This is a genomic window from Nodularia sp. LEGE 04288 (genome assembly GCF_963896525.1).
In the GTDB taxonomy this organism is placed as follows: domain Bacteria; phylum Cyanobacteriota; class Cyanobacteriia; order Cyanobacteriales; family Nostocaceae; genus Nodularia.
In genome coordinates this window covers 36,638-57,491 of the sequence record NZ_CAWQOY010000096.1, presented here as the reverse complement: position 1 = coordinate 57,491, position 20,854 = coordinate 36,638, and the positions used below count along the sequence as shown (strand labels likewise).

20 protein-coding genes are annotated in these 20,854 nt (G+C 40.6%); 7 read left to right on the top strand and 13 right to left on the bottom strand.

The features are described 5' to 3' along the window. Positions 1-88 precede the first annotated feature (88 nt). On the top strand, positions 89-2,590 hold the full coding sequence (locus AACX33_RS08765; RefSeq protein WP_227788983.1) for a CHAT domain-containing protein: 2,502 nt from the start codon (positions 89-91) through the stop codon (positions 2,588-2,590). 84 nt (positions 2,591-2,674) lie between these two features. Beyond that, positions 2,675-4,453 (top strand): ShlB/FhaC/HecB family hemolysin secretion/activation protein, encoded by a 1,779-nt coding sequence (locus AACX33_RS08760; RefSeq protein WP_193998750.1) that lies wholly within the window; start codon positions 2,675-2,677, stop codon positions 4,451-4,453. Positions 4,454-4,621: 168 nt separating this feature from the next. Here the strand turns inward: AACX33_RS08760 and AACX33_RS08755 are convergent, their stop codons facing one another. Then, positions 4,622-5,107 carry a MarR family winged helix-turn-helix transcriptional regulator gene (locus AACX33_RS08755; RefSeq protein WP_193998719.1) on the bottom strand — a complete coding sequence of 162 codons (486 nt, stop codon included), beginning with the start codon at positions 5,105-5,107 and terminating at the stop codon, positions 4,622-4,624. A 20-nt stretch (positions 5,108-5,127) separates the two neighbouring features. After that, a complete protein-coding gene (locus AACX33_RS08750) occupies positions 5,128-5,265 on the bottom strand; it encodes a hypothetical protein (protein WP_322744530.1) in 138 nt (45 codons plus the stop codon). 1,421 nt (positions 5,266-6,686) lie between these two features. Here AACX33_RS08750 and AACX33_RS08745 point away from each other — a divergent pair. From AACX33_RS08745 to AACX33_RS08730, 4 genes are all read left to right on the top strand, one after another. Beyond that, the gene (locus tag AACX33_RS08745) at positions 6,687-7,916 is read left to right on the top strand and encodes a sedoheptulose 7-phosphate cyclase (RefSeq protein ID WP_193998718.1); all 1,230 of its coding nucleotides are present in this window, start codon (positions 6,687-6,689) and stop codon (positions 7,914-7,916) included. A gap of 4 nt (positions 7,917-7,920) precedes the next feature. Continuing rightward, positions 7,921-8,754 carry an O-methyltransferase gene (locus AACX33_RS08740; protein ID WP_193998717.1) on the top strand — a complete coding sequence of 278 codons (834 nt, stop codon included), beginning with the start codon at positions 7,921-7,923 and terminating at the stop codon, positions 8,752-8,754. A 148-nt stretch (positions 8,755-8,902) separates the two neighbouring features. After that, positions 8,903-10,300, top strand: coding sequence for an ATP-grasp domain-containing protein (locus AACX33_RS08735; protein ID WP_193998716.1), 1,398 nt, complete (start codon positions 8,903-8,905; stop codon positions 10,298-10,300). A gap of 147 nt (positions 10,301-10,447) precedes the next feature. Beyond that, positions 10,448-11,485, top strand: a complete 1,038-nt coding sequence (locus AACX33_RS08730; RefSeq protein WP_193998715.1) for a D-alanine--D-alanine ligase family protein — start codon at positions 10,448-10,450, stop codon at positions 11,483-11,485. 51 nt (positions 11,486-11,536) lie between these two features. On the opposite strand, the gene AACX33_RS08725 is transcribed toward AACX33_RS08730, so the two are convergent. Together AACX33_RS08725 and AACX33_RS08720 are read right to left on the bottom strand one after the other, a co-directional pair. After that, complete coding sequence (locus AACX33_RS08725) at positions 11,537-11,929, bottom strand: MAPEG family protein (RefSeq protein WP_193998714.1); 393 nt, start codon at positions 11,927-11,929, stop codon at positions 11,537-11,539. A 176-nt stretch (positions 11,930-12,105) separates the two neighbouring features. Further along, positions 12,106-12,597, bottom strand: coding sequence for a DUF1499 domain-containing protein (locus tag AACX33_RS08720; protein ID WP_193998713.1), 492 nt, complete (start codon positions 12,595-12,597; stop codon positions 12,106-12,108). 190 nt (positions 12,598-12,787) lie between these two features. Between AACX33_RS08720 and AACX33_RS08715 the strand changes: the two genes are divergently transcribed. Beyond that, positions 12,788-13,249 carry a hypothetical protein gene (locus AACX33_RS08715; protein ID WP_193998712.1) on the top strand — a complete coding sequence of 154 codons (462 nt, stop codon included), beginning with the start codon at positions 12,788-12,790 and terminating at the stop codon, positions 13,247-13,249. A 104-nt stretch (positions 13,250-13,353) separates the two neighbouring features. Here the strand turns inward: AACX33_RS08715 and AACX33_RS08710 are convergent, their stop codons facing one another. The 9 genes from AACX33_RS08710 to AACX33_RS08670 all read right to left on the bottom strand — a co-directional run bounded on the left by AACX33_RS08710 (position 13,354) and on the right by AACX33_RS08670 (position 20,854). Beyond that, positions 13,354-13,608, bottom strand: a complete 255-nt coding sequence (locus AACX33_RS08710) for a TIGR03643 family protein (protein ID WP_193998711.1) — start codon at positions 13,606-13,608, stop codon at positions 13,354-13,356. A gap of 112 nt (positions 13,609-13,720) precedes the next feature. Beyond that, on the bottom strand, positions 13,721-14,263 hold the full coding sequence (locus AACX33_RS08705) for a WcaF family extracellular polysaccharide biosynthesis acetyltransferase (RefSeq protein ID WP_193998710.1): 543 nt from the start codon (positions 14,261-14,263) through the stop codon (positions 13,721-13,723). Then, complete coding sequence (locus AACX33_RS08700) at positions 14,250-14,837, bottom strand: YdcF family protein (protein WP_193998709.1); 588 nt, start codon at positions 14,835-14,837, stop codon at positions 14,250-14,252. Before AACX33_RS08700 ends, AACX33_RS08705 begins: the two co-directional genes overlap by 14 nt. 117 nt (positions 14,838-14,954) lie before the next feature. Continuing rightward, the gene (locus AACX33_RS08695) at positions 14,955-15,626 is read right to left on the bottom strand and encodes a class I SAM-dependent methyltransferase (RefSeq protein WP_193998708.1); all 672 of its coding nucleotides are present in this window, start codon (positions 15,624-15,626) and stop codon (positions 14,955-14,957) included. Between the two features lie 67 nt (positions 15,627-15,693). Further along, positions 15,694-16,458, bottom strand: coding sequence for a glycosyltransferase family 2 protein (locus tag AACX33_RS08690; protein WP_193998707.1), 765 nt, complete (start codon positions 16,456-16,458; stop codon positions 15,694-15,696). A gap of 29 nt (positions 16,459-16,487) precedes the next feature. Further along, the gene (locus tag AACX33_RS08685; protein ID WP_193998706.1) at positions 16,488-17,138 is read right to left on the bottom strand and encodes a class I SAM-dependent methyltransferase; all 651 of its coding nucleotides are present in this window, start codon (positions 17,136-17,138) and stop codon (positions 16,488-16,490) included. A 64-nt stretch (positions 17,139-17,202) separates the two neighbouring features. Continuing rightward, on the bottom strand, positions 17,203-18,372 hold the full coding sequence (locus tag AACX33_RS08680; protein WP_193998705.1) for a glycosyltransferase: 1,170 nt from the start codon (positions 18,370-18,372) through the stop codon (positions 17,203-17,205). A 3-nt stretch (positions 18,373-18,375) separates the two neighbouring features. Beyond that, positions 18,376-19,524 (bottom strand): glycosyltransferase, encoded by a 1,149-nt coding sequence (locus AACX33_RS08675; RefSeq protein WP_193998704.1) that lies wholly within the window; start codon positions 19,522-19,524, stop codon positions 18,376-18,378. Then, positions 19,508-20,854 (bottom strand): hypothetical protein, encoded by a 1,347-nt coding sequence (locus tag AACX33_RS08670; RefSeq protein ID WP_193998703.1) that lies wholly within the window; start codon positions 20,852-20,854, stop codon positions 19,508-19,510. The genes AACX33_RS08675 and AACX33_RS08670 overlap by 17 nt, the downstream gene beginning before the upstream one ends.

Genomic DNA, 20,854 nt, shown 5'->3' with positions numbered 1-20,854 from the left:
GGGACTGGTGAAAAATCAAAGATATCAAAAAAGTAAGTTAATAAATTTTTGTTTATTGGTTTTACTAAGTGTATGTATATGTATTTTGGTGACTCCGGCTTGGGGTAATATTTCTGAAAGTGAAATTCTATCATTTGATTCACAGAATAACATTGCTGAAAGCCAAATATTATATGAAACTGGCAGATTTGCCGAAGCCGTGGAGAGTTTACAACAAGCTGTGCAAGAATATCAACAGCAGGGAAATACTTTAAAGCAAGCTGTAGCTTTGAGCAATTTATCACTGGCTTATCAACAAATTGGTGATTGGCAACAAGCGCAATTAACTATTAATACCAGCTTAAATTTACAAGGATTTCAACAAGCAGGCACAACCAATACAAATTTAGCAGTTTTAGCTCAAAGTCTAGATATCCAAGGGCGCTTACAACTTTTGACAGGAAAACTAGAAGCCGCTCTGGATACTTGGAAACAAACTGAAGATATTTACACTAAACTCGGCGATAAAAATGGTGCGGCTTTGGCTATAATTTATCAAGTTCAAGCATTACGCAATCAAGGTTTTAATAAGCAAGCTATTGAGAAGGTAAAACAGGTAAATCAAACTTTAGCATCTCAGGATGATTCTTTGGCGAAGGCAGCAGTTTTGCTTTCGCTGGGTGATACATTAGAGAATGTGGGCGAGTTAGAAAAATCTCGTCTGGCTTTAGAACAAAGTTTAGCAATTTACCAAAGACTTAATTCACCAGAAAATATGGCTTTAAGTCTGCTCAGTTTAGGTAATAATGCTCAGATAGAACAAAAAATACCCCAGGCGATCGCATTTTATCAGCAAACGTTTGAAATCTCACCTTCACCTCTGACAAAAGTTCAAGCCCGACTCAATCATCTGAATTTACTCATAGAGGAAAAACAATTTGCAGCAGCCCAAATTTTAATTCCCGAACTTCAATCTCAGCTGAAAGAACTTCCACCTTCACGCCCATCGATTTACGCCCGCATTAACTTTGCTCACAGCTTGGGTAGTTTAAATACTCCCACATCCCAAATTGCTCAACTCCTAGCTACTGCTGTACAGCAAGCCCGGAGTTTGGATGATATCCGCGCCGAAGCCTATGCTTTAGGGAATTTGGGGACTTTGTATGAAAAAACACAACAATTTACTGAGGCTATTAACCTGACAGAACAGGCTTTGATGTTAGCGCAAACTAGCAACGCGCTGGAAATTGCTTATTTGTGGCAATGGCAGATGGGTAGATTATTCAAAGACCAAGGTAATTTTACCGGAGCGATCGCCGCTTATGATGCAGCTATAGAAACATTAGAGTCTCTACGTACTGACTTAGTAGCAGTCAATCAAAATATCCAGTTTAATTTCCGCGACAATGTAGAGCCAGTTTATCGGGAATCGGTGGCTTTGCTGCTGCAAAATTCAGACGAAAAACCAAACGTTAAAACATTAGATAAAGCTAGAACAAGGATAGAGGCTTTACAGTTAGCAGAACTAGATAACTTTTTCCGAGAAGCTTGTTTAGAAGGACAGAAAGTGCTTTTAGATCAAGTAGTAGACAAGGAAAATCCCCACACTGCCATCCTCTACCCAATTATTCTGCCAGAGGAACTTCAAGTAATTGTCAAAATTCCTCAACAACCACTGCGTCATTATACAGTTAAAAAATCCCAGGTTGAAGTTGAGCGCACTTTGGCAGAACTGCGGGAATATATTTTAGAACCAGATAGAACAGAGGAAGTACAAGTCCTTTCCCAAGAAGTCTATAACTGGTTAATTAAACCTATTGAATCTGATTTCACCACAAATCAAGTTAATACTTTGGTCTTCGTTTTAGACGGAGCATTAAGAAATATTCCCCTAGCTGCTCTTTATGACGGCGAGAAATATTTGGTAGAAAAATACGCTGTTGCTCTCAGTTTAGGGCTTGGGCTATTAACTCCCAAACCTCTGGCTGAAACACCACTGAATGTACTCGCGGCTGGTTTAGTGGAACCACCTCCGGGTTTTTCCACATTCTCAGCTTTACCAGGAATCAAGTTAGAATTTGACCTGATTGCTCAAACAGGAGCATCTACCAAAAAACTACTAGATCAAGACTTTACCAGCAGCACTCTCGAAAGCAATGTCACTACTTTGCCTTTTAATGTCTTACATTTGGCAACTCATGGGCAGTTTAGTTCTCGCCCGGAAGAGACTTTTATTTTAGCGAATGATGGTACTATCAATGTTCTACAGTTCGATAATTTGCTCCGCAGTCAGAGCGACACTAGTCAACAAATTTTAGAATTATTAGTTTTGAGTGCTTGCCAAACTGCCACAGGTGACAATCGGGCTACATTAGGGTTAGCCGGTGCAGCTATAAAAGCAGGCGCACGCAGCACAATCGCTTCACTGTGGCACATCAATGATCAATCTACTGCGATCTTAATTGGGGAATTTTACAATGAATTAGTTAATCATAAAGTGACTAAAGCAGAAGCTTTGCGCCGCGCTCAAGTAAAATTATTAACCAACTATCCTAATTATCGTCGCCCTGGTTACTGGGCTGCCTATGTGTTAGTTGGTAATTGGTTTTGAAGTAAAAATATGAATAAACAAACCGCCAAGACGCAAAGAACGCCAAGGAAAGAGGTTTTAATAGGTTTTTTGTATGAGTATTTTATGTTTTTACCAAGTTGGGATGCTCGCAAAAAATCTCTGTTGTTTTGGCTGCTTGTAAGTATATTTTTACTTAGGAGTATCACTTTTGGACTTCTGCCTGTTCAAGCCGAAGAAGTACTAAAGGAAAATTTGATCTTCTCCCAGAGATTCCCGCCGCCGCAGGATATCCAACCACCTTCACCTGCGCCACTCCCAACACCACAACCGCTATTACCGCCACCAGTAGACTTACTTCCACCTTTGCTGCCAAGTTCCATTCCAGAAGATGTATTCCCCAGTGAGGCGGCTGAAACTATTACTGTGGAAAGGTTTGAAATTCTGGGCAGTACAGTATTTAGTGCGTCGGAGTTAGCTGAAGCTGTGGCTGAGTTTACTAAACGGCCAATCACGATGAGGGAACTTTTTCAGGCTCGTTCTCAAATTACACAACTATACGTCAATAAGGGCTACATTACTTCTGGCGCTTATGTTCCACCTCAAGAGATTGAGTCTGGTGTGATTAAAATTCAGGTGGTGGAAGGTGAATTGGAGGATATCAAAATTAGTGGGACTGAGCGACTGAACCCCGATTATATCCGTAGCCGTCTGGCGATCGCCACTACCCCGCCTTTGAATCAGGAGCGTTTATTGGAGGGATTGCAACTTTTGCAACTTAATCCTTTGATCGAAAGTGTGTCGGCTGAACTGTCAACAGGGTTGCGCCCCAATACCAGTCTGCTACAAGTGGAAATTAAAGAGGCGAAATCCTTTAGCGCCCAAGTAGTTTTAGATAATGGGCGATCGCCAGCCGTAGGTAGTTTCCGGCGGAGGTTACAATTTAACGAAGCTAACTTACTGGGAATAGGAGATGGTCTGAATGTAACTTATACCAACACCGATGGTAGCAATGCCTTAGATGCTAGTTACCGACTACCCCTCAATCCTCACAACGGAACACTCAGTTTTAACTTTGGTACTGCCTCTGGCAATGTGATTGAACGTCCTTTCAACGTTCTAGATATCCAATCTTCTTCTCGCTACTACGAATTGACATTTCGCCAGCCATTAGTCCAAACTCCCACCCAGGAATTTGCCCTTGGTGTGACAGCTTCTCGCATCGAAAGTGAAGCCTCTTATCTGGAAGCAGAACGCATACCTTTCCTTTCCCTGGGAGCTGATGAAGCCGGACGTACACGCATATCCGCGTTCCGGTTTTTCCAAGAATGGACGACTCGCAACAGCCAGGAAGTCATTGCGCTCAGGTCACAATTTAATTTGGGTATCGGGGCGTTAAATGCCACAATTAATCCTGAACCCCCCGATGGTCGCTTTTTCGGGTGGCAGGGACAAGCTCAGTGGGTACGTCTATTAGCCCCTGAAACTTTACTTTTACTACGTGCAAATACGCAACTTGCATCCAGGCCGCTTTTGCCTTTAGAGCAGTGGGGCTTGGGAGGCTTGGGTAGTGTGCGGGGTTACCGTCAAAATTTCTTGTTAACTGACAATGGTGCTTTAGCTTCAGCTGAGGTACAAGTCCCAATCCTACGGGCAGCTAACATCGGTGGTATATTGCAGGTGATTCCCTTTGCAGATTTTGGCGTGGGTTGGAATAATTCTGGTAGAGAAAATCCTGACCCTAACACCTTAGCCGCCATTGGTTTAGGTTTACGATGGTCACAGGGCGATCGCTTCACGGCTCGTCTTGACTGGGGTATTCCGTTAGTATCTGTTGACTCCAACAATAAAGGGACATGGCAAGAAAATGGATTGTACTTTTATTTGCAATACAATGCTTTTTGAAATTACCAAAAACTTAACGGCAGTCTGAAAGCCCCGGAGGAACAGGCACGTAGTGCCGTATTCCAGACATAAACGGATAATCAAACTTATTATATGTAAATACTCCTGAAACCCTCACCAATGACCAATGACAAAGGACAAATGACGACCCTAGCCAGTTAACTTTATTTACTCCGACCTATTTATATGTTTAATTTCTGTTGGCTCGAAGACATTTTTCAGTAGACCCAACCCTTCTTCAATATGGGCAATTTGCTCTGGTGTGAGATGATCCAAAAGTGCGGCAATATGAGCGCGAGTTTGGTCTTGGGATTGCTTTAAATGATGTCTTCCCTCATCAGTCAGATTCAAGAGAACTCGCCGCCGTTCTTGGGGATCATCTATGCGTTGGACTAAGTTGCGTTGTACTAACCGTTCCGTGGTTGCTGATGCTGTAGCACAGGTGACACCCAGATGTTCTGCCAACTCAGAGAGTGAAGCACCTGGATTGCGGTTGAGGAAGGCTAGCGATCGCAACTGTGGTATCGATAAGGAAGCAGCACTGTGAACTCGCATATCCGCTCGGATAAACCGCATCATTAACGGAACTGTCTCCATTACTTTAGCAGCACATTCAGAGGAAGTTACGCCCTGAGTAGGTTTATCGAGTTCCATAATGCTTGTTGTTCTCCTGATTACATTGCCGCCCGTAGATAAAGTCGTCCATAGATAAGGATCAAGCCTATTAATGTTAACAAGAGAATCATCCAGTCCCAAGCAATACCATAGACACTAGTATCATTAGCTAGCATCGTCCCACGTAATGCGTCCACTTCATAATGTTTAAATTAAATTTTCTGAGAATTTTTTGGAAAACCCATCATACTTTGCATCAAAATATATCTGAAGAATCTTGACAAATTACACTCGCGCACTCATACCAAGGATACTTCGCAGTGATACAAATCACGGCTAAGAAGATTAGTAGCACCTACAATGAGCGTTGTTATCTTTTAGACCTAAACGTAATCAAACTTAATCAATATTAGCGGATTTGTGAGCGATCGCTGAACAACAAATTTATCATGCAAAACATAGCTCATCGCCATGCTGTCAGGCTGATCACAAGAGCTAGAACCTTGATTTTTGCGTTCATTTGCAAAAAATGCTGGTTTAATGATTTACATATGTTATGATTCATATTATTCTAATGTTATGTTTTGTATCGTGCTTCTAAGTTACTGAGCAGCAAATAATTTGCTGTTTTAAGCTAAACCAGCTTAATTGAGAACTAGAAAGCTAATTCAAACAGATTTAGCATTTTTTTAACACACGCCCATTCCTGAAAAAAACTTTAAGGTTTGTTACATTTAACTCAGATATATTCAAATCCTGAATTTTCAGGAGCTACTAAGGCAGTGATTTTGAATACTGGGTAGTAACTGGACTGAAAGAGAGACAAATGATACTGACATTCTCCACAAAGAGTAGTCAACCATGTTCGTTTTGAGCCATTTAATGTTTTCAGAGTCATGCTAAAAAACAGCTAACTGGGAATTAATCATGGCGATAATCACAAATATCAGCTTGTAAATAGACAATATCAGTAGTTTAGAAACATAGGAGTTTTGCCAAATTCAATGCTCGGAAAGTTGCTAGAGTCAAAAGTAGTGGAATTCCTCAAAATTCCGGAAAAAATCCTCAAAATCCACTGTCATTCTGAACCAAATAGAATGTAGCGAGTTTAGCAATATAAGGTTTGATAGTCATGCTAAGAAACAGCGAATTAAGAGTGAATCATGGTTCTAAGCTCAAATTAAAGCTTGGAGATAAACGATACGAACATTTCTCCAGGACAGGAGTTTCACGAAATCTCACAATCGGAAAGCCACTAAAATTAAACATAGTGGAATACATCTAAATTCAGATAAATTTTCCAAATTAGTGTCAACAATCCCGAAAGAGGGAGTGCAATTACTTAGCAAAATATTGCTAGTGGGACTAGTTGACTAATTTAGAGGTAATCTCGAATTAGAGGTGAAGCCACCTACAGAATTTACTCAATCAAATAAACGGCGTTGTTTAATAACATCGCCAGCCAGTAATCAAGCTTCGCTTTTTTATTGCAAGCCTATTTTGTTGTGTCTTTAATCTCAAAGGATTAAAAGCATAATTTCTGACTGGCTGACATTAGGCTAAATAGGAATTAAGCCCGAAATTTCACAATTTTTTACTTGGAATAAGGTCAAGAGAGATGAATAAAGTTCAAGCATCGTTTGAAGCTACAGAAACTGCATTTCACGTAGAAGGTTACGAAAAAATTGATTTTAGCCTTGTTTATGTGAACGGTGCATTTGATCTTAAAAACCGAGAAATTGCCGATAGTTACGCGAAATTTGGTCGCTGTTTGACTGTGATTGATGCCAATGTCTATGAACTTTATGGCAAGCAAATCAGGTCATATTTTAAGCACTATGACATTGATCTGACAGTATTTCCGATCATTATTTCCGAGCCAGATAAAAGCCTTGCTAGCTTTGAAAAAATTGTTGATGCTTTTTCCGACTTTGGTTTAGTTCGGAAAGAACCAGTTTTAGTCGTTGGTGGTGGTCTAATTACTGATGTGGCTGGGTTTGCTTGCGCTGCTTACCGTCGCAAGAGCAATTTTATTCGCGTTCCCACCACCTTAATTGGTTTAATTGATGCAGGTGTAGCAATTAAGGTCGCCGTTAATCATCGCAAGTTGAAAAATCGCTTGGGAGCATATCATGCACCTTTGAAAGTGATTCTGGATTTCTCATTTTTGCAGACCTTGCCAACATCTCAAGTTCGCAATGGGATGGCAGAGTTAGTAAAAATCGCTGTAGTGTCTAATTCACAAGTGTTTGAACTGCTATACGAATATGGCGAACAACTGCTTTCGACTCACTTTGGACAGGTGAATGCGACACCGGAAATCAAAGAAATTGCTCATACAGTCAACTACGAAGCTATCAAAACTATGCTGGAGTTAGAGACTCCTAACTTGCATGAATTAGACTTGGATCGAGTGATTGCCTATGGACACACTTGGAGTCCTACTCTAGAATTAGCACCTCGTGTACCTCTCTATCATGGTCATGCGGTGAATATAGATATGGCTTTGTCTGCAACTATTGCTGCACAACGGGGCTATATTCCTACAGGGGAACGCGATCGCATTCTAGACTTAATGAGTAAAATTGGTTTATCTCTCGATCATCCTCTACTAAATGGCGATTTGCTTTGGGATGCTACAAAGTCTATTAGCCTAACACGAGACGGCAAACAACGCGCCGCTATGCCTCGTCCTATTGGTGAGTGCTTCTTTGTCAATGATCTCAACCGTGATGAACTTGATGCTGCGTTAGCTGAACACAAACGTCTTTGTGCTAAATACCCTCGTGGTGGAGCCGGCGTTGACGCATACATTGAAAGTCAAGAAGCCACGCTATTGGGGGTGTGAAGATATGACCAGTATTGTAGGAAAAGAAACAGCTAGACCGATAACGCCACACAGCATTTTAGTAGCCCTGCTACAGAAAACTCTCAAATTAGCCCAAGAAAGTCAGATTTCCCCAGAAATATTAGATTCTCTGCGCCAGGGAGTGGAATTAGCCGCAGGTTTAGATCCCTATTTGGATGATTACACTACGCCGGAATCGAGCGCATTAAAAGCATTGGCGCAAAAAACCAGCAAAGAAGACTGGGGAAAACGTTTTAGCGATCGCGAAACAGTGCGTCAACTAGAGCAGGAAATGCTCTCAGGACATCTGGAAGGACAGACATTAAAAATGTTTGTTCACATGACCAAAGCCAAGCGCATTCTGGAAGTAGGAATGTTTACAGGATATTCAGCCTTGGCAATGGCAGAAGCACTACCCAGTGATGGGGTACTCATAGGTTGTGAAGTAGACCCCTATGTCGCCCAATTTGCTCAGGAATGCTTTAGTGCATCTCCTCACGGCAAAAAAATCATTGTGGAGGTTGCACCAGCCTTAGAGACAATCCACAAGCTAGCAGCTAGAAAAGAATCATTTGATTTGATTTTCATCGATGCCGATAAAAAGGAGTATGTAGATTACTTCCAGACTATTTTGGAGCATCAGTTACTGACTCCCGATGGTTTAATCTGCGTGGATAATACTTTGTTGCAAGGACAAGTTTACCTCCCCGCAGACCAACGCACCGCCAATGGTGAAGCGATCGCACAGTTCAACCGTGTTGTCGCCGCCGATCCTCGTGTAGAACAAGTTTTGTTACCCATCAGAGATGGTGTCACCCTAATTAGACGCGTCGCGTAAACTTCCTTTTTTCCTCAGCGTTCTCTGTGCCTCCGTGGTTTGAAAAGAATTTTATTTAACCACAGAGACGCAGAGGACACAGAGTAAAGAGGTTAAAGAGGAATCTTTTGAGAGGGCTACCCCTTACTTTTCGTACTTTCAAAGACTTATGGCACAATCAATTTCTTTATCTCTGGCGGAATCTCCCACGTCATCAATGGGTTTTAGGGTAAAGATAGTAGCTTTATTCCAGACTCTCGGTACTTTGACGTTATTACTTATAGCTTTGCCGTTTAATGCTTTGATAGTGTTGATATCTTTGTTGTGGGGCGTTGTGCGATCGCCATTCAGAAAAAAAGCTGTCGTCGCGGCTCATCCTCAGACTATCTTAGTGAGTGGAGCCAAGATGACCAAAGCATTGCAACTGGCTCGTTGCTTCCATGCAGCCGGACATCGAGTGATACTGATTGAAGGTCACAAATACTGGTTATCTGGGCATAGATTCTCCAAAGCTGTCAGTGGTTTTTATACAGTTCCCGCACCGCAATCAGACCCACAAGGCTATATCCAGGCGATCGTAGAAATCGTTAAAAAGGAGAAAGTTGACGTTTATGTCCCTGTATGCAGTCCTGTAGCTAGTTACTACGACTCTTTAGCAAAACCGGCATTATCAGAATACTGCGAAGTTTTCCACTTCGATGCAGATGTTACCAAGATGCTCGATGATAAATTTGCCTTTACTGATCAAGCGCGATCGCTTGGTTTATCTGTCCCCAAATCCTTTAAAATTACAGATCCTCAACAAGTGATCAATTTTGATTTTAGTCAAGAAACCCACAAATATATCCTAAAAAATATTGCTTACGATTCCGTTCGTCGCTTAAATTTAACCAAACTGCCCTGCGACACCCCAGAAGAGACAGTCGCCTTTGTCAACACTTTACCCATCAGTTCAGAAAACCCTTGGATTATGCAAGAGTTTATTCCTGGTAAGGAGTTATGCACACATAGTACAGTGCGGGACGGAGAATTAAGATTGCATTGTTGTTCAAACTCTTCTGCGTTTCAAATCAACTATGAAAACGTCGAAAATCCGCAAATTCGGGAATGGGTGCAACACTTCGTCCAGAGTTTGGCACTGACTGGACAAGTTTCTTTCGATTTTATTCAAGCTGAATCCGGTACAGTTTACGCCATTGAATGCAATCCCCGGACTCATTCAGCAATCACAATGTTTTACAATCATCCTGGTGTGGCAGATGCCTATCTTGGTAAAACTCCCCTACCTAACCTCACCGAACCCCTAGCAAGTAGCAAGCCCACTTACTGGATATATCACGAAATTTGGCGACTAACTGGTATCCGTTCCTGGAAACAGTTGCAAACATCGGTTAATACCCTATTGCAAGGAACTGATGCCATTTACCAACTTGATGACCCTGTACCATTTTTAACTTTGTATCACTGGCAGATTCCCTTACTTTTGCTAAAGAACCTGCAACAACTCAAAGGCTGGGTAAAAATAGATTTCAATATTGGCAAACTGGTGGAATTAGGTGGCGACTAAAAGACTATTTTTATCTTTGCGTCTTTGCGCCTTTGCGTGAAATTAATCATATTGTCACTCCACAAGGCTAAATAATCAACCACGGTTGAACACAGATAAATTTGTTGTTTATCTCAATGAAGACTGCTGTATATAGGAAGATGAATTATGCCATTACTTCGTATCCTTCATTTGGTTGGGTCTGCACACAATGATTTTTACTGTGATTTGTCACGCCTTTACGCCCAAGACTGCCTCACAGCAACGGCAGACCGATCACGCTATGACTTTTATATTGCATATATTACACCTGATGGCCAGTGGCGATTTCCTCGCTCCCTGAATCGAGAAGATATCGCTCTCACCAAACCGATTCCTCTGGTTCAAGCCATCAAGTTTCTCACCACGCAAAACATTGACCTCGTGTTACCACAAATGTTTTGTCTTCCGGGAATGACTTACTACCGCGCCCTATTCGACCTGCTGAATATCCCCTACGTAGGCAATACTGCGGATATCATGGCAATAGCGAGCCACAAAGGCAGAACTAAAGCAATTGTTGCCGCCGCAGGGGTGAACGTGCCAAGTGGAGAACTGCTCCGCCCAGGAGATGTGCCAACAATTACACCTCCAGTAGTGATCAAACCCGTAAGTTCTGACAACTCTTTAGGGGTGGCTTTAGTCAAAGAGGCTAGTGACTATGAGGCTGCTTTGCAGAAAGCATTTGAATATGCAGATGAGGTGATTGTAGAAACATTCATCGAACTCGGTCGCGAAGTCCGATGTGGCATTATTGTCCAAGATGGGGAGTTAGTAGGTTTACCCCTGGAAGAGTATCAGTTAGACCCTGAAGAGAAACCCATCCGCAGTTATGCTGATAAACTCCAACAAACCGATGATGGTAATTTGCGTTTTAGCGCTAAAGACAATATGAAGTCTTGGATTGTAGACCCGAATGATCCCATTACCCAAAAGGTTCAGGAAGTGGCTAAGAAGTGTCATCAGGCTTTGGGTTGTCGCCACTACAGTTTATTTGATTTCCGCATCGACCCACAGGGAGAACCTTGGTTTTTAGAAGCCGGTTTGTATTGTTCTTTTGCTCCCAAAAGTGTAATTTCCTGTATGGCGAAAGCAGTGGAAATCCCTCTAAATAAGTTATTTATGACGGTTATCAATGAAACGTTGAGCAGTCATAATTCCAAATAAATAAATTTATTCATTTTGACTGGGTGCTAAAGACCGTCTTTTGGAGAAGTTCTATGATTGCACCAAAGATAGGATGACACCCACCAGAGAACCTAAAAGTAGCACTATACTGCTTAGAGAACTGATGGCAAAGCCAATGGCTCGTTTTTCGGCTGCTTTATAGTATCCCCAAGCGTAGGCAATACGACCCACAACCCAAACTGCACCAATAGCCGACCCCCATAATGGGCTAACGTAGAAAGAGAATAGCCATAAAGCCGGTAAGAAAAAAACCATTTGCTCTAGGGTATTTTGTTGAACACGCACCACTCTTTCAAAGTCGGGGTTTCCAGTCATTTGGGGAGGTGACACCTTGTATTTGGCTCTGGCTCGACCAACATTAATGGTGATCACGAAATACAGCAACAGTGTGAGAGCGGTGATTAGACCAGTCCAAGGCAACATATCAAAATCCTCGCGGAATAAAAAAATCTAATTCTTTAATAAATAAAGCGATCGCTCAAACAGTATCATTAATCCCGCCGCATATCTACCAAGACTGCGCCCGATGCGATCGCCCCAGAGAGGACTACACCCAAACCCCGAAAAATTTGAATGTATTTGATTTTATAAGACTAAAATTAGATATTTAAATCGCGCAAAGCCAGACGAATTTGCTCTACACGCCTGCGGTTGACACCAAGATCCGACTCTCCTATGCGAGATGCAGAGCGGGTATGAATCACTGGCTCATTGGCTGGGAAATAAAACTCTACATCATCAACAAATTTAAAGATCCGGCTTTTAGAAAGAGCATGAATGTAATTATCTGTCTGTTCTACAACCTCTGTGCGGGGAACAACACTGAGAACTTTAAGTAAAGTTTCTCTTGCTGCATCGCGGTCTACATGATATGTAATCGGGTCAATGGCGTGTTTTGCATCAGCGTCTTGGCTGACAACACAGTTATTGGAAGCGGGACAAGAACTCAGATGACCATGATCAACTCCTAAACCAGAAGACTCAGCCCAAGTAGGAGCAGGAAGGATGAAACCACTAATCAGGGTGAGGAAGATGACAAAGGTAATCAGCCGCAGGAGTCGCTGTGTGAAGGCTGTTGGCAGATGGGACATGATAAAATTATCCTTAAGCTTTAAATAGCACTCAATTATCTGAGGTTTTTGAGGGCGGAATTACCAAACTTGGCACCAGCGTTCTCAATGCCTCAGAGATCAGTATATCTAGTCTTTGTGCCAACTGTTTTAACAGTCCCAATACCCTGTGACCTGAAAGCGATCGCGCACCAAATTTTTTAATAAACTAATGATAAAGTCTCAAACCACACTCACAGTTGCATTAGCGATGAGTTTCATGTTGGGGTTATTTTCCAGCACTCCCGCCAATGCTCAAGAAACATATATTGACAGTACCTGCAAACAAAATCAGCAATTAGACGAGTTTGACAGATTTACGGTGATGTACAAATCCGAATTTCAAACCAAAGGACAAACTTATTGGTTTTATTCAGGTCAGTATATAGATGCTACGCCAATTGTTTGTATTTCCCAACCAGGATTTCAACAAGCAAAACCCTTAAATATCAAACAAATACAGCTTGGTTACATCGATAAAATTAGTAAAGACCCAAACAATCAAACAGGCTTTCTCGTAACCATACGTGATGGTAATGGTTCTTATGTACCAATAACCCAATATCGACTCAATTTGTCCACACCTGAAAAACCTGTCATCACCAAACTCAGGTCTTGGAGGTCAGGACGGTAATTGCGATCGCCTCTATTCTGAAAAAAACCCCAGCAACGCCCCTAGCCAGGAGCAACAATGGCAAAAAGATAAATTTTCAGGAGAATGCCGTATCTGTCACATATTCAGGATTTTTGATTTTGTGACTTAAATCTACCTGCAATAAACTCTCGCTTCTTTAAATGTTTTGTTTTGCGTTTGGTAACTCGCGATCGCCACATTTGGAAACTAGATTGTTTCATTTGCTGGCGCATTAAAGCAATTACCTGTTTCTCTTGTAGCCCAAACTGAGCCTCAATAGCTTCCATAGGTGTTCTATCTTCCCATGCCATTTCGATGATGCGATCAATAGTTTGGGGATCAAGGTTGGGTAACTTCATGCCTTTGCTTGTAATTTATGAATTAGAGTTACATCTATTTTACTTTTTGTTTTAAATGTCAGAGAAATCCCTAAATTCCTCCTAGCTAAGTAACTCAGCACACGAAGAAATGTTATACTATCTTCCTTTCCTTAATTGGTTGTGCCGGATTCCCTGCATAAATAGTCATCGATGCCAATGATTTAGCCGCAACTCCACCTAGAGTTAACACAGCACCTCTACCAACAGTAACTCCAGGCCCAATGACTGACTTAGCCGCAATCCAACTACTTTCTTGAAGATAAATCGGGGCAATTTTTAACTCAAAGTTAGGGTCACTCCAGTTATGATTCCCCGTACAGAGATACACACCTTGAGATAAGCAAACATGACTTTCTATAGTCACATCAGCGAGGTTATCTATCCAAGTATCTTCACCAATCCAAACATAATCACCTAAACTTAGCCGCCAAGGAAACTTCACCCGCACTCCTGGCTTAATGCGAACACCTTGACCAATACTAGCTCCAAAAATTCGTAATGTTCCCACCTTCACAGATGAAATGGGAAGCCAAGAACTCTCAACTAAGGGAGAACCAAGGAAGTACCACAAAAGCTGTTTCCAGTAGGGTGCGCCAGGGGTATAACTGCCCAGAGTGTATTTATCTAGCCGCATAAGATGGCTCACGAAAGCGAGGGTGAAAGCTAGCTCCAGTATGACCCGATACAATCCACAATAGGGAACGTCCACTATCTCTGACAATGCGGAGTATTGATTCTCTAGGGTTTTGGGACGGAATAGGGATAGGGGTAAAAATTATGCCTTGACTACCCAGAACTAAGGTGGCTATAGTTTTGGCTCTGGGCATATGATCAGCGGAGGTAACTAAATAGATATGCTGAATGTGCTGGCGCTTAAAATCGTCAACGAGGCTGGTAAAGTTGGTAACAGTGTCAACAGCACGGTAATCTAGGTGAATGCGGTGGTTGGCAATATCTGCATTTTGGAAGATGGCAAGAGCTTGTTTTGGGGAAGTACCGCTAGAAACCCATATATCTAATTGGGGATTTTTTTGGGCAAATTGAGCCGTAAATTGTTCTCGTACCGGATCTCCTCCAAGGGTGAGGATAGCTTGGGGATGGGGGGAATGGTAATAGGCGATCGCTAGTCGGATGGGAATCATGCTGAATAATCCCAAAATCAAACCTGCTAAAATTAGAGACCCGTATTTTTTGTTCAGTTTCAACATGGCATCAACTGAAATTAGTTTTGATTCTACCGTATTCTATAATTTCCCGAATCGATCCGGCCAACTCTAGCTATTTAGGCGATCGCCCTCGTTGAGGTGATTATTTATAATAAATACCTATTCTGGTTTTCTAGCTTCTAAAATAACTGTGTGTGGAAAAGCAAAATCAGATTCATATTCTTTTGACAAGACAACTTCGCTGATTCCCAGGTCTTTCAAGTTGGTTTCCTTCACAGGTAAGGGAAATGAGATATCCACAAAGCCACATTTTTCAGCTATTTCACCTAAATATGATTCATCTAAAGCTGTTAAGTGTTCTCCTCGACAAAAAATCATGTTTGTGAATCTTCCCCCTAAACTCTTGCGATTTTCCGGGAAATTACTAAACCAATCATAGTCACCCTGAAGATATTTGCGACACGCATTACCCATGTTCGGCGCACCAATACGTATACCGCCTCCTGGACGTAGTGCCTGAAACATTTCTTGAAAGTGGACAATTAAATGTGAATCTGGTAAATGTTCTACAACATGATGTGAATAAAAGATATCTACTGATTCCTTACGAAATGGCAAGGGATCTAATAGATTAGACCATACATCCACTTTGGCAGTGATTAAATTAGCATCAACATTCAGCCAGCCATTGAGATAGTTAGATTTTCCTGGTCCTAAGTGAACTTTTAATTCACTTTTGGGACATATAAATTTCTTATAAAACCAACCACTAAATCTCATAGGATATTTTAAAAGCAAGTAATAAAATCCCTTGATAATTCCAGAAATCATAATTCACTCCAACTAAAAGTGATTTAATACAATATTAACACCTGAAAAAGTAGGCTAATTAAGCCAATTATTTATCAATCCTAGCTTCTATTAAATGTATGCTGAGCAGGATTTCCGCCAAGACTCGCTGTAATGCATAATATAAACCATGCCAACCATCCAGAATACCACCTTTGAGGATCAGGCAATAAACCAGTATAATTAAGGGTGCGATAACTTTTTGTTTACGAATGCGATCGCCTAAACTCAGTTCACTGTTGGGAGTTTCTCGGAGCTTTTTGGTTTCAATCACCATGTAACGTTCTTGCGCCCATAGCCAACGACTTAAGGATTTGCGATCGTCATGATGAATGTATGCTGAAAGCAATCTGGATTTACCCTCTACTGAAACCCGATGAGCGTGTCCATCATCTTTGTAAATTGCCTTTTCCTTTTTATACAGTACCTTGCGGGGTGGAAGTAGAGTCCCACGTAAAGGTTTACCAAAGACACAATACTTGAATCTGAAGCTGTAGCTGTCCATATCTGCTTCTACTGGCAGTGTCTTAATTTCATTAATAAGTTCATCAGTTAAGATATAATCTGCATCTAGAGATAGTACCCATTCCGATGTAATTTTTGATAAACCATAGTTACATTGATTAGCAAAAGAATCAAATTTGCGTTGACAAACTTCCAGTTGAGGGTAGGAAGACAAAATCTCTAAAGTTTCATCTGTACTATAACTATCAATGACAACAATTCTCTTAGCCCATGTAAGTTTTTGAAGAGTGCGTTCAATGTTGGGTGCTTCGTTGTATGTCAGAATTAAAATGGTAACTTGTTCTAGCATAGCGGGTAAGTAGGCAAAAATAATTTTGACTATGAAAGGGTACTAGAACATAAAATTGATTTCCAAGTATAAGGAAAGCGCCCGGCAAATTTAAACTTTATATCTCCATAGCCTTCTAATTCTAGCAATTGTGTAATTGTTGATACAGAGAAAAACTTGATATGTCCGCCATCCCAGAGAGCAGTAAAGTGCTGATCCATTTTGCCAGAAACAGCAAGTATGAGATTTTTGAGATAGCCATGATAAGGGGTAGTCACTATTAAACGACCATTTGGCTTCAGGCATTTTTTAGCATTTCTAACTAATTCTCTGGGGAGAAACAAATGCTCAATTACTTCAGCAGCGATGACAAGATCAAAATTGTCTCCTATTTCTGCATAGGGTAGATTATAAATACTACCTTGAATAAATTGGCAGTTAGGGAAAACTTGTTTGGCTAATTCTACTCCTGATTTTGATTCTTCGACTCCCACAACTTCATAACCAGACTGTGCAATTAAGTTAGTCAAACTGCCATTACCACAACCAATATCTAAAATGCGAGGTTTTGGCTTACTTTCAAGCAAAGGAGCAGATTCAGATATCATCTCCATCAGAGCCGGAATAATATAAGCATGATGGTGTTCTGTTTCGCTATCTTGGTATGAGTATTCGTATTTTTCATCAGTAGTTGTGGACATTGTTTTTTCTACCAGATTATTTACTAAATGTTGACTTTGACGGCTGAATACTTACTAGCTTAAATTATTTCCCCTGAGTAATGAGGTCTTGATAAACTGAAAGCATTTTGGAGGCGATATGATCCCATGTATAATTTTCTAGGATAAATTGCCGAGCGCGATCGCCCATTTTTTTCGCTTGAATAGGTTCTTGCAAAAGTTTCATTAAGGCATTGCCTATTTTATCAGCATTAATATCAACAACACTAGCCACCTCAGCCTCACCAGCTTCTGGAAAATTACAGCCAGTGGTAATGACACAGGGTAAACCCGCCGCCATACCCTCTAGGACTGACATACTAAAACCTTCGGAATAGGAAGGGGCAACATAGATGTTAGCTGCTGCTAAAGCTGCATATTTAATAGAACCTGTCAACATCCCCGTAAATGTGACAGCATTTCTACAACCTGCTTTCATAAAGTAGCTTTCAGCAGTGGGTAAAAATCCTGTATTATCTGGTCCGGCAACAATCAGATGACTATCAGGAAATTTTTGATATGCTTGAGCAAAAGCATTAGCTAATAAATCTAATCCTTTTTTGGGATCAATGCGTCCTAAAAATATAATTAACTTTTTATTTTTAGTCTCTGGAAATTGATGATAAAAAATCTCTTTGTCAGGGAGAGAGTCAAAATTTTCTCTATGAATTCCATTAGGTACAAAAACTGGATTAGCTTTTAATTTAAGGTTTTTGATTTGGCTAACTTCACTAGCCGCTGTCATTTGGATAGCACTTGTTTTTTGTAATGATGGCTTTTCCAAAAAATTAAAATAGATTGTTTTTTTCCAGCTTTTATAAGCTAATGCCCAAGGTTCTAACATTCCATGAGGTGTCGCAATATAAGGAATTTTGTGTATTTGACACATCCAATACGCAGCGAGAACTGGATAGGAAAAAATAGCATGAGTATGGACTAAATTATACTTAGATACATTGCCAAATAACCATTTACTCATTGACCAAGTAAATTTATAATCTATAAAATCGAAATAAGAAAAATATTGGACTCTATAATATTTTTCTTTAATCCACTGATTGAGAGGTGAACTTAAGGTTGTTGACCCATTGGCATTAGTAGCTACAACATCAACATTAGCACCTAATTTACCAAGAGATTCTGCTAATTCAAGAACAATTTTTGTCGTTCCACCATACACATCTCCCAAAGCAGGAATAACCATTAAAATTCTCATACATTAACGTTGAGATGAAGCGTGACTAACAGATTGTATCAAACCTTGGGCAAAATAGTCAGGGGAGAATTGCTGAATATGTTCTAAAACCTCATTAGACATTATCTCTAAATCAATCTCGCCCGAACTCATTTTCAGCATCAATTCACTTAGCTGTTGAGAGTTTTCTGGATCAAAACCAAATCCATTAACGCCTTCTATGATTAAATCTTCGTAACAGCCACAACGATTAGAAACCAATACTGGTAAACCTGCGGCCATTGCTTCATTTACAACTAAACCCCATTGTTCTTGAACACTAGCATGGATAAAGCATTTAGCATGAGCAAAATAAGGTAAAAGTTGATCTTGTTGCAGAAAACCCGGAAGATGGACGTAATTTTGCATTTTATGATTAGTAATTTCCTCTTCTATTAGCAAACGTAGTTCACCATCTCCACAGAGAACTAAATCCCAAGGATCAGTTCCTGCTGTTTGACGATATTTAGCATAAGCTGAAAGGAGAAATGGTAAGTTTTTTTTGCTAACAAATCTATTAATAGCTAAAAAGAATGGTTGAGCTAATGGACAAGATAAGGATTTAATCTGATTAGGGTGGAAAACATCATTACCAACTACGTCATAGCCTAAAAAAATAGCTTCAGAGGGCATTCCCAACTTGATTAAATAACGCTTGTGTGGTAGTCCTCCTACTAAGGCAGCTTTATATCTTGTAATTAGCAACTTTTTAATTTTTTCTTTCCACCAAGAACGAGGTTCATCATTCTCTGTTGTTTCAGATAAAAGAATAGCAGATTTACCATGCCAGAGACACCATAATAAAGTAACAAGCATAGAAGGACGAGCATAACCAGAAATTGCTATAACATCAGGACAAGTTCGATTCAAGAGAGAGATTAATTTCCCAAATAAATGACTAAATTTTACTTTTTCTAGGGGAACATCATCGATAACTGAGTGAATTTGACCAGGAAATTTATCAAGTTGTATTTCCCAGGGATATTCTACTTCTGAACGAGCTAATTCAATGCCAAAAACATTACATCCGCTAGATTTGCAAGCGTGATAGGCAGATGCAACTCTGGCGATATGATAGGGACCATAATTAGCAAATAAAATTGCTATTTGTAAGTTGTTAGGAGCGCAATTCATGTTTATAATAGTGATACTGAGTTGCATATCTAAGCATTCGGCGACGTTCAAGGCGTTCTAAATAGCGGACAATAACATAGCCAAAAAGTATAGGCCAAAGAACAAGAAGCGTAATGTCACGCCCTAAGTTTGGTGTAATCCCCAAACCTACTAAAAAAAGTGACAGCCGTAAAATTGATGATCTTTGATTCCAAAGGCGCGCTAGGAAAGCACTCCAAAGTCCCATTAAAATAGCAGGTACAATAGGTCCAAACCAAGGGCCAAAATTCAGGACTCCACGCCCAATAAATCCGGCTGAGATTGTTGCCTGAATCCCACTGCTGGGGTTTCGCAGTAAATTATATTCGTGTCCGATTAGAGGTTTATCCGGGAATATAAATCTAGGGATGAGATTTAGGGATTCAGCCAAATAGTCCATCCCATACTGTAAAGTTAATTCGCCTTGTTCGTAAAATTTATTGATATAAAATAATTCCTCAGCCATATTTAAACCCTCATGTTTACTCTCAGTATTTAGAGTAGCAGCGCCTTCAAAATAAGCATCAATACCCGTATTACGAAAGCTAATTGCGATTAACATCAAGTAGTTAATCAAAACAAATAGTCCAGCCGAAAGTGCTACTTTCACCCACCACTTGTGACGAGAAGTCAACAAATATGTCATATATGCTGGCATAGCTACAGCGAGAAAGGAGTTTCGTGTGCCAGAAAGATAGAAAGCAGGCCAAGAGATGATTATCATCACCAAATTAATTACTTTAGCTTGGGGTTGACGTTGAAAGAAAATCAAGACCCCAAACATCGCACATATTAAAGTGTAAGTGTACCCAGCAGCAGAAACAATAAACTCAGTTCCCCCCCCAACTGCACCTCGATTCCATAGTTTAGGAGACCAGCGTCCACCTTGAGGAAGTAAAGCTTGGAAAAAATTCCAGTCTAAGCGACTAATACCATAAATGAATAAAAGTATCCACATCACCAGCAAGATTTGCAGTAACCGATGAGGATTTAAGGTAAACCAGTTGAAAGCATTGACTTTAGATGAATATTTTCCTATGGTGCGAGTAAAACTGGGCAGTAACCAACGGAATAAAATCAGGAAAATACAAATTTGATAGTAAGCCTGCTCCAGAATAGAGCTATTAAAAATAGTCAACCGCTCAGGAGTATAGAAGACTTCGGTGAAGTACCACATTCCTGTAGTTAGGTAGGTCATCAAAGCGGGAATAGCCCAACTCCGATGTATTTTACTTGCTGCTTCGATAAAGAAGAAGAGCAATAGGGCTGCCGCAATATAATAACTAAAAGGGATTTCAAGATTTGGGGGCAT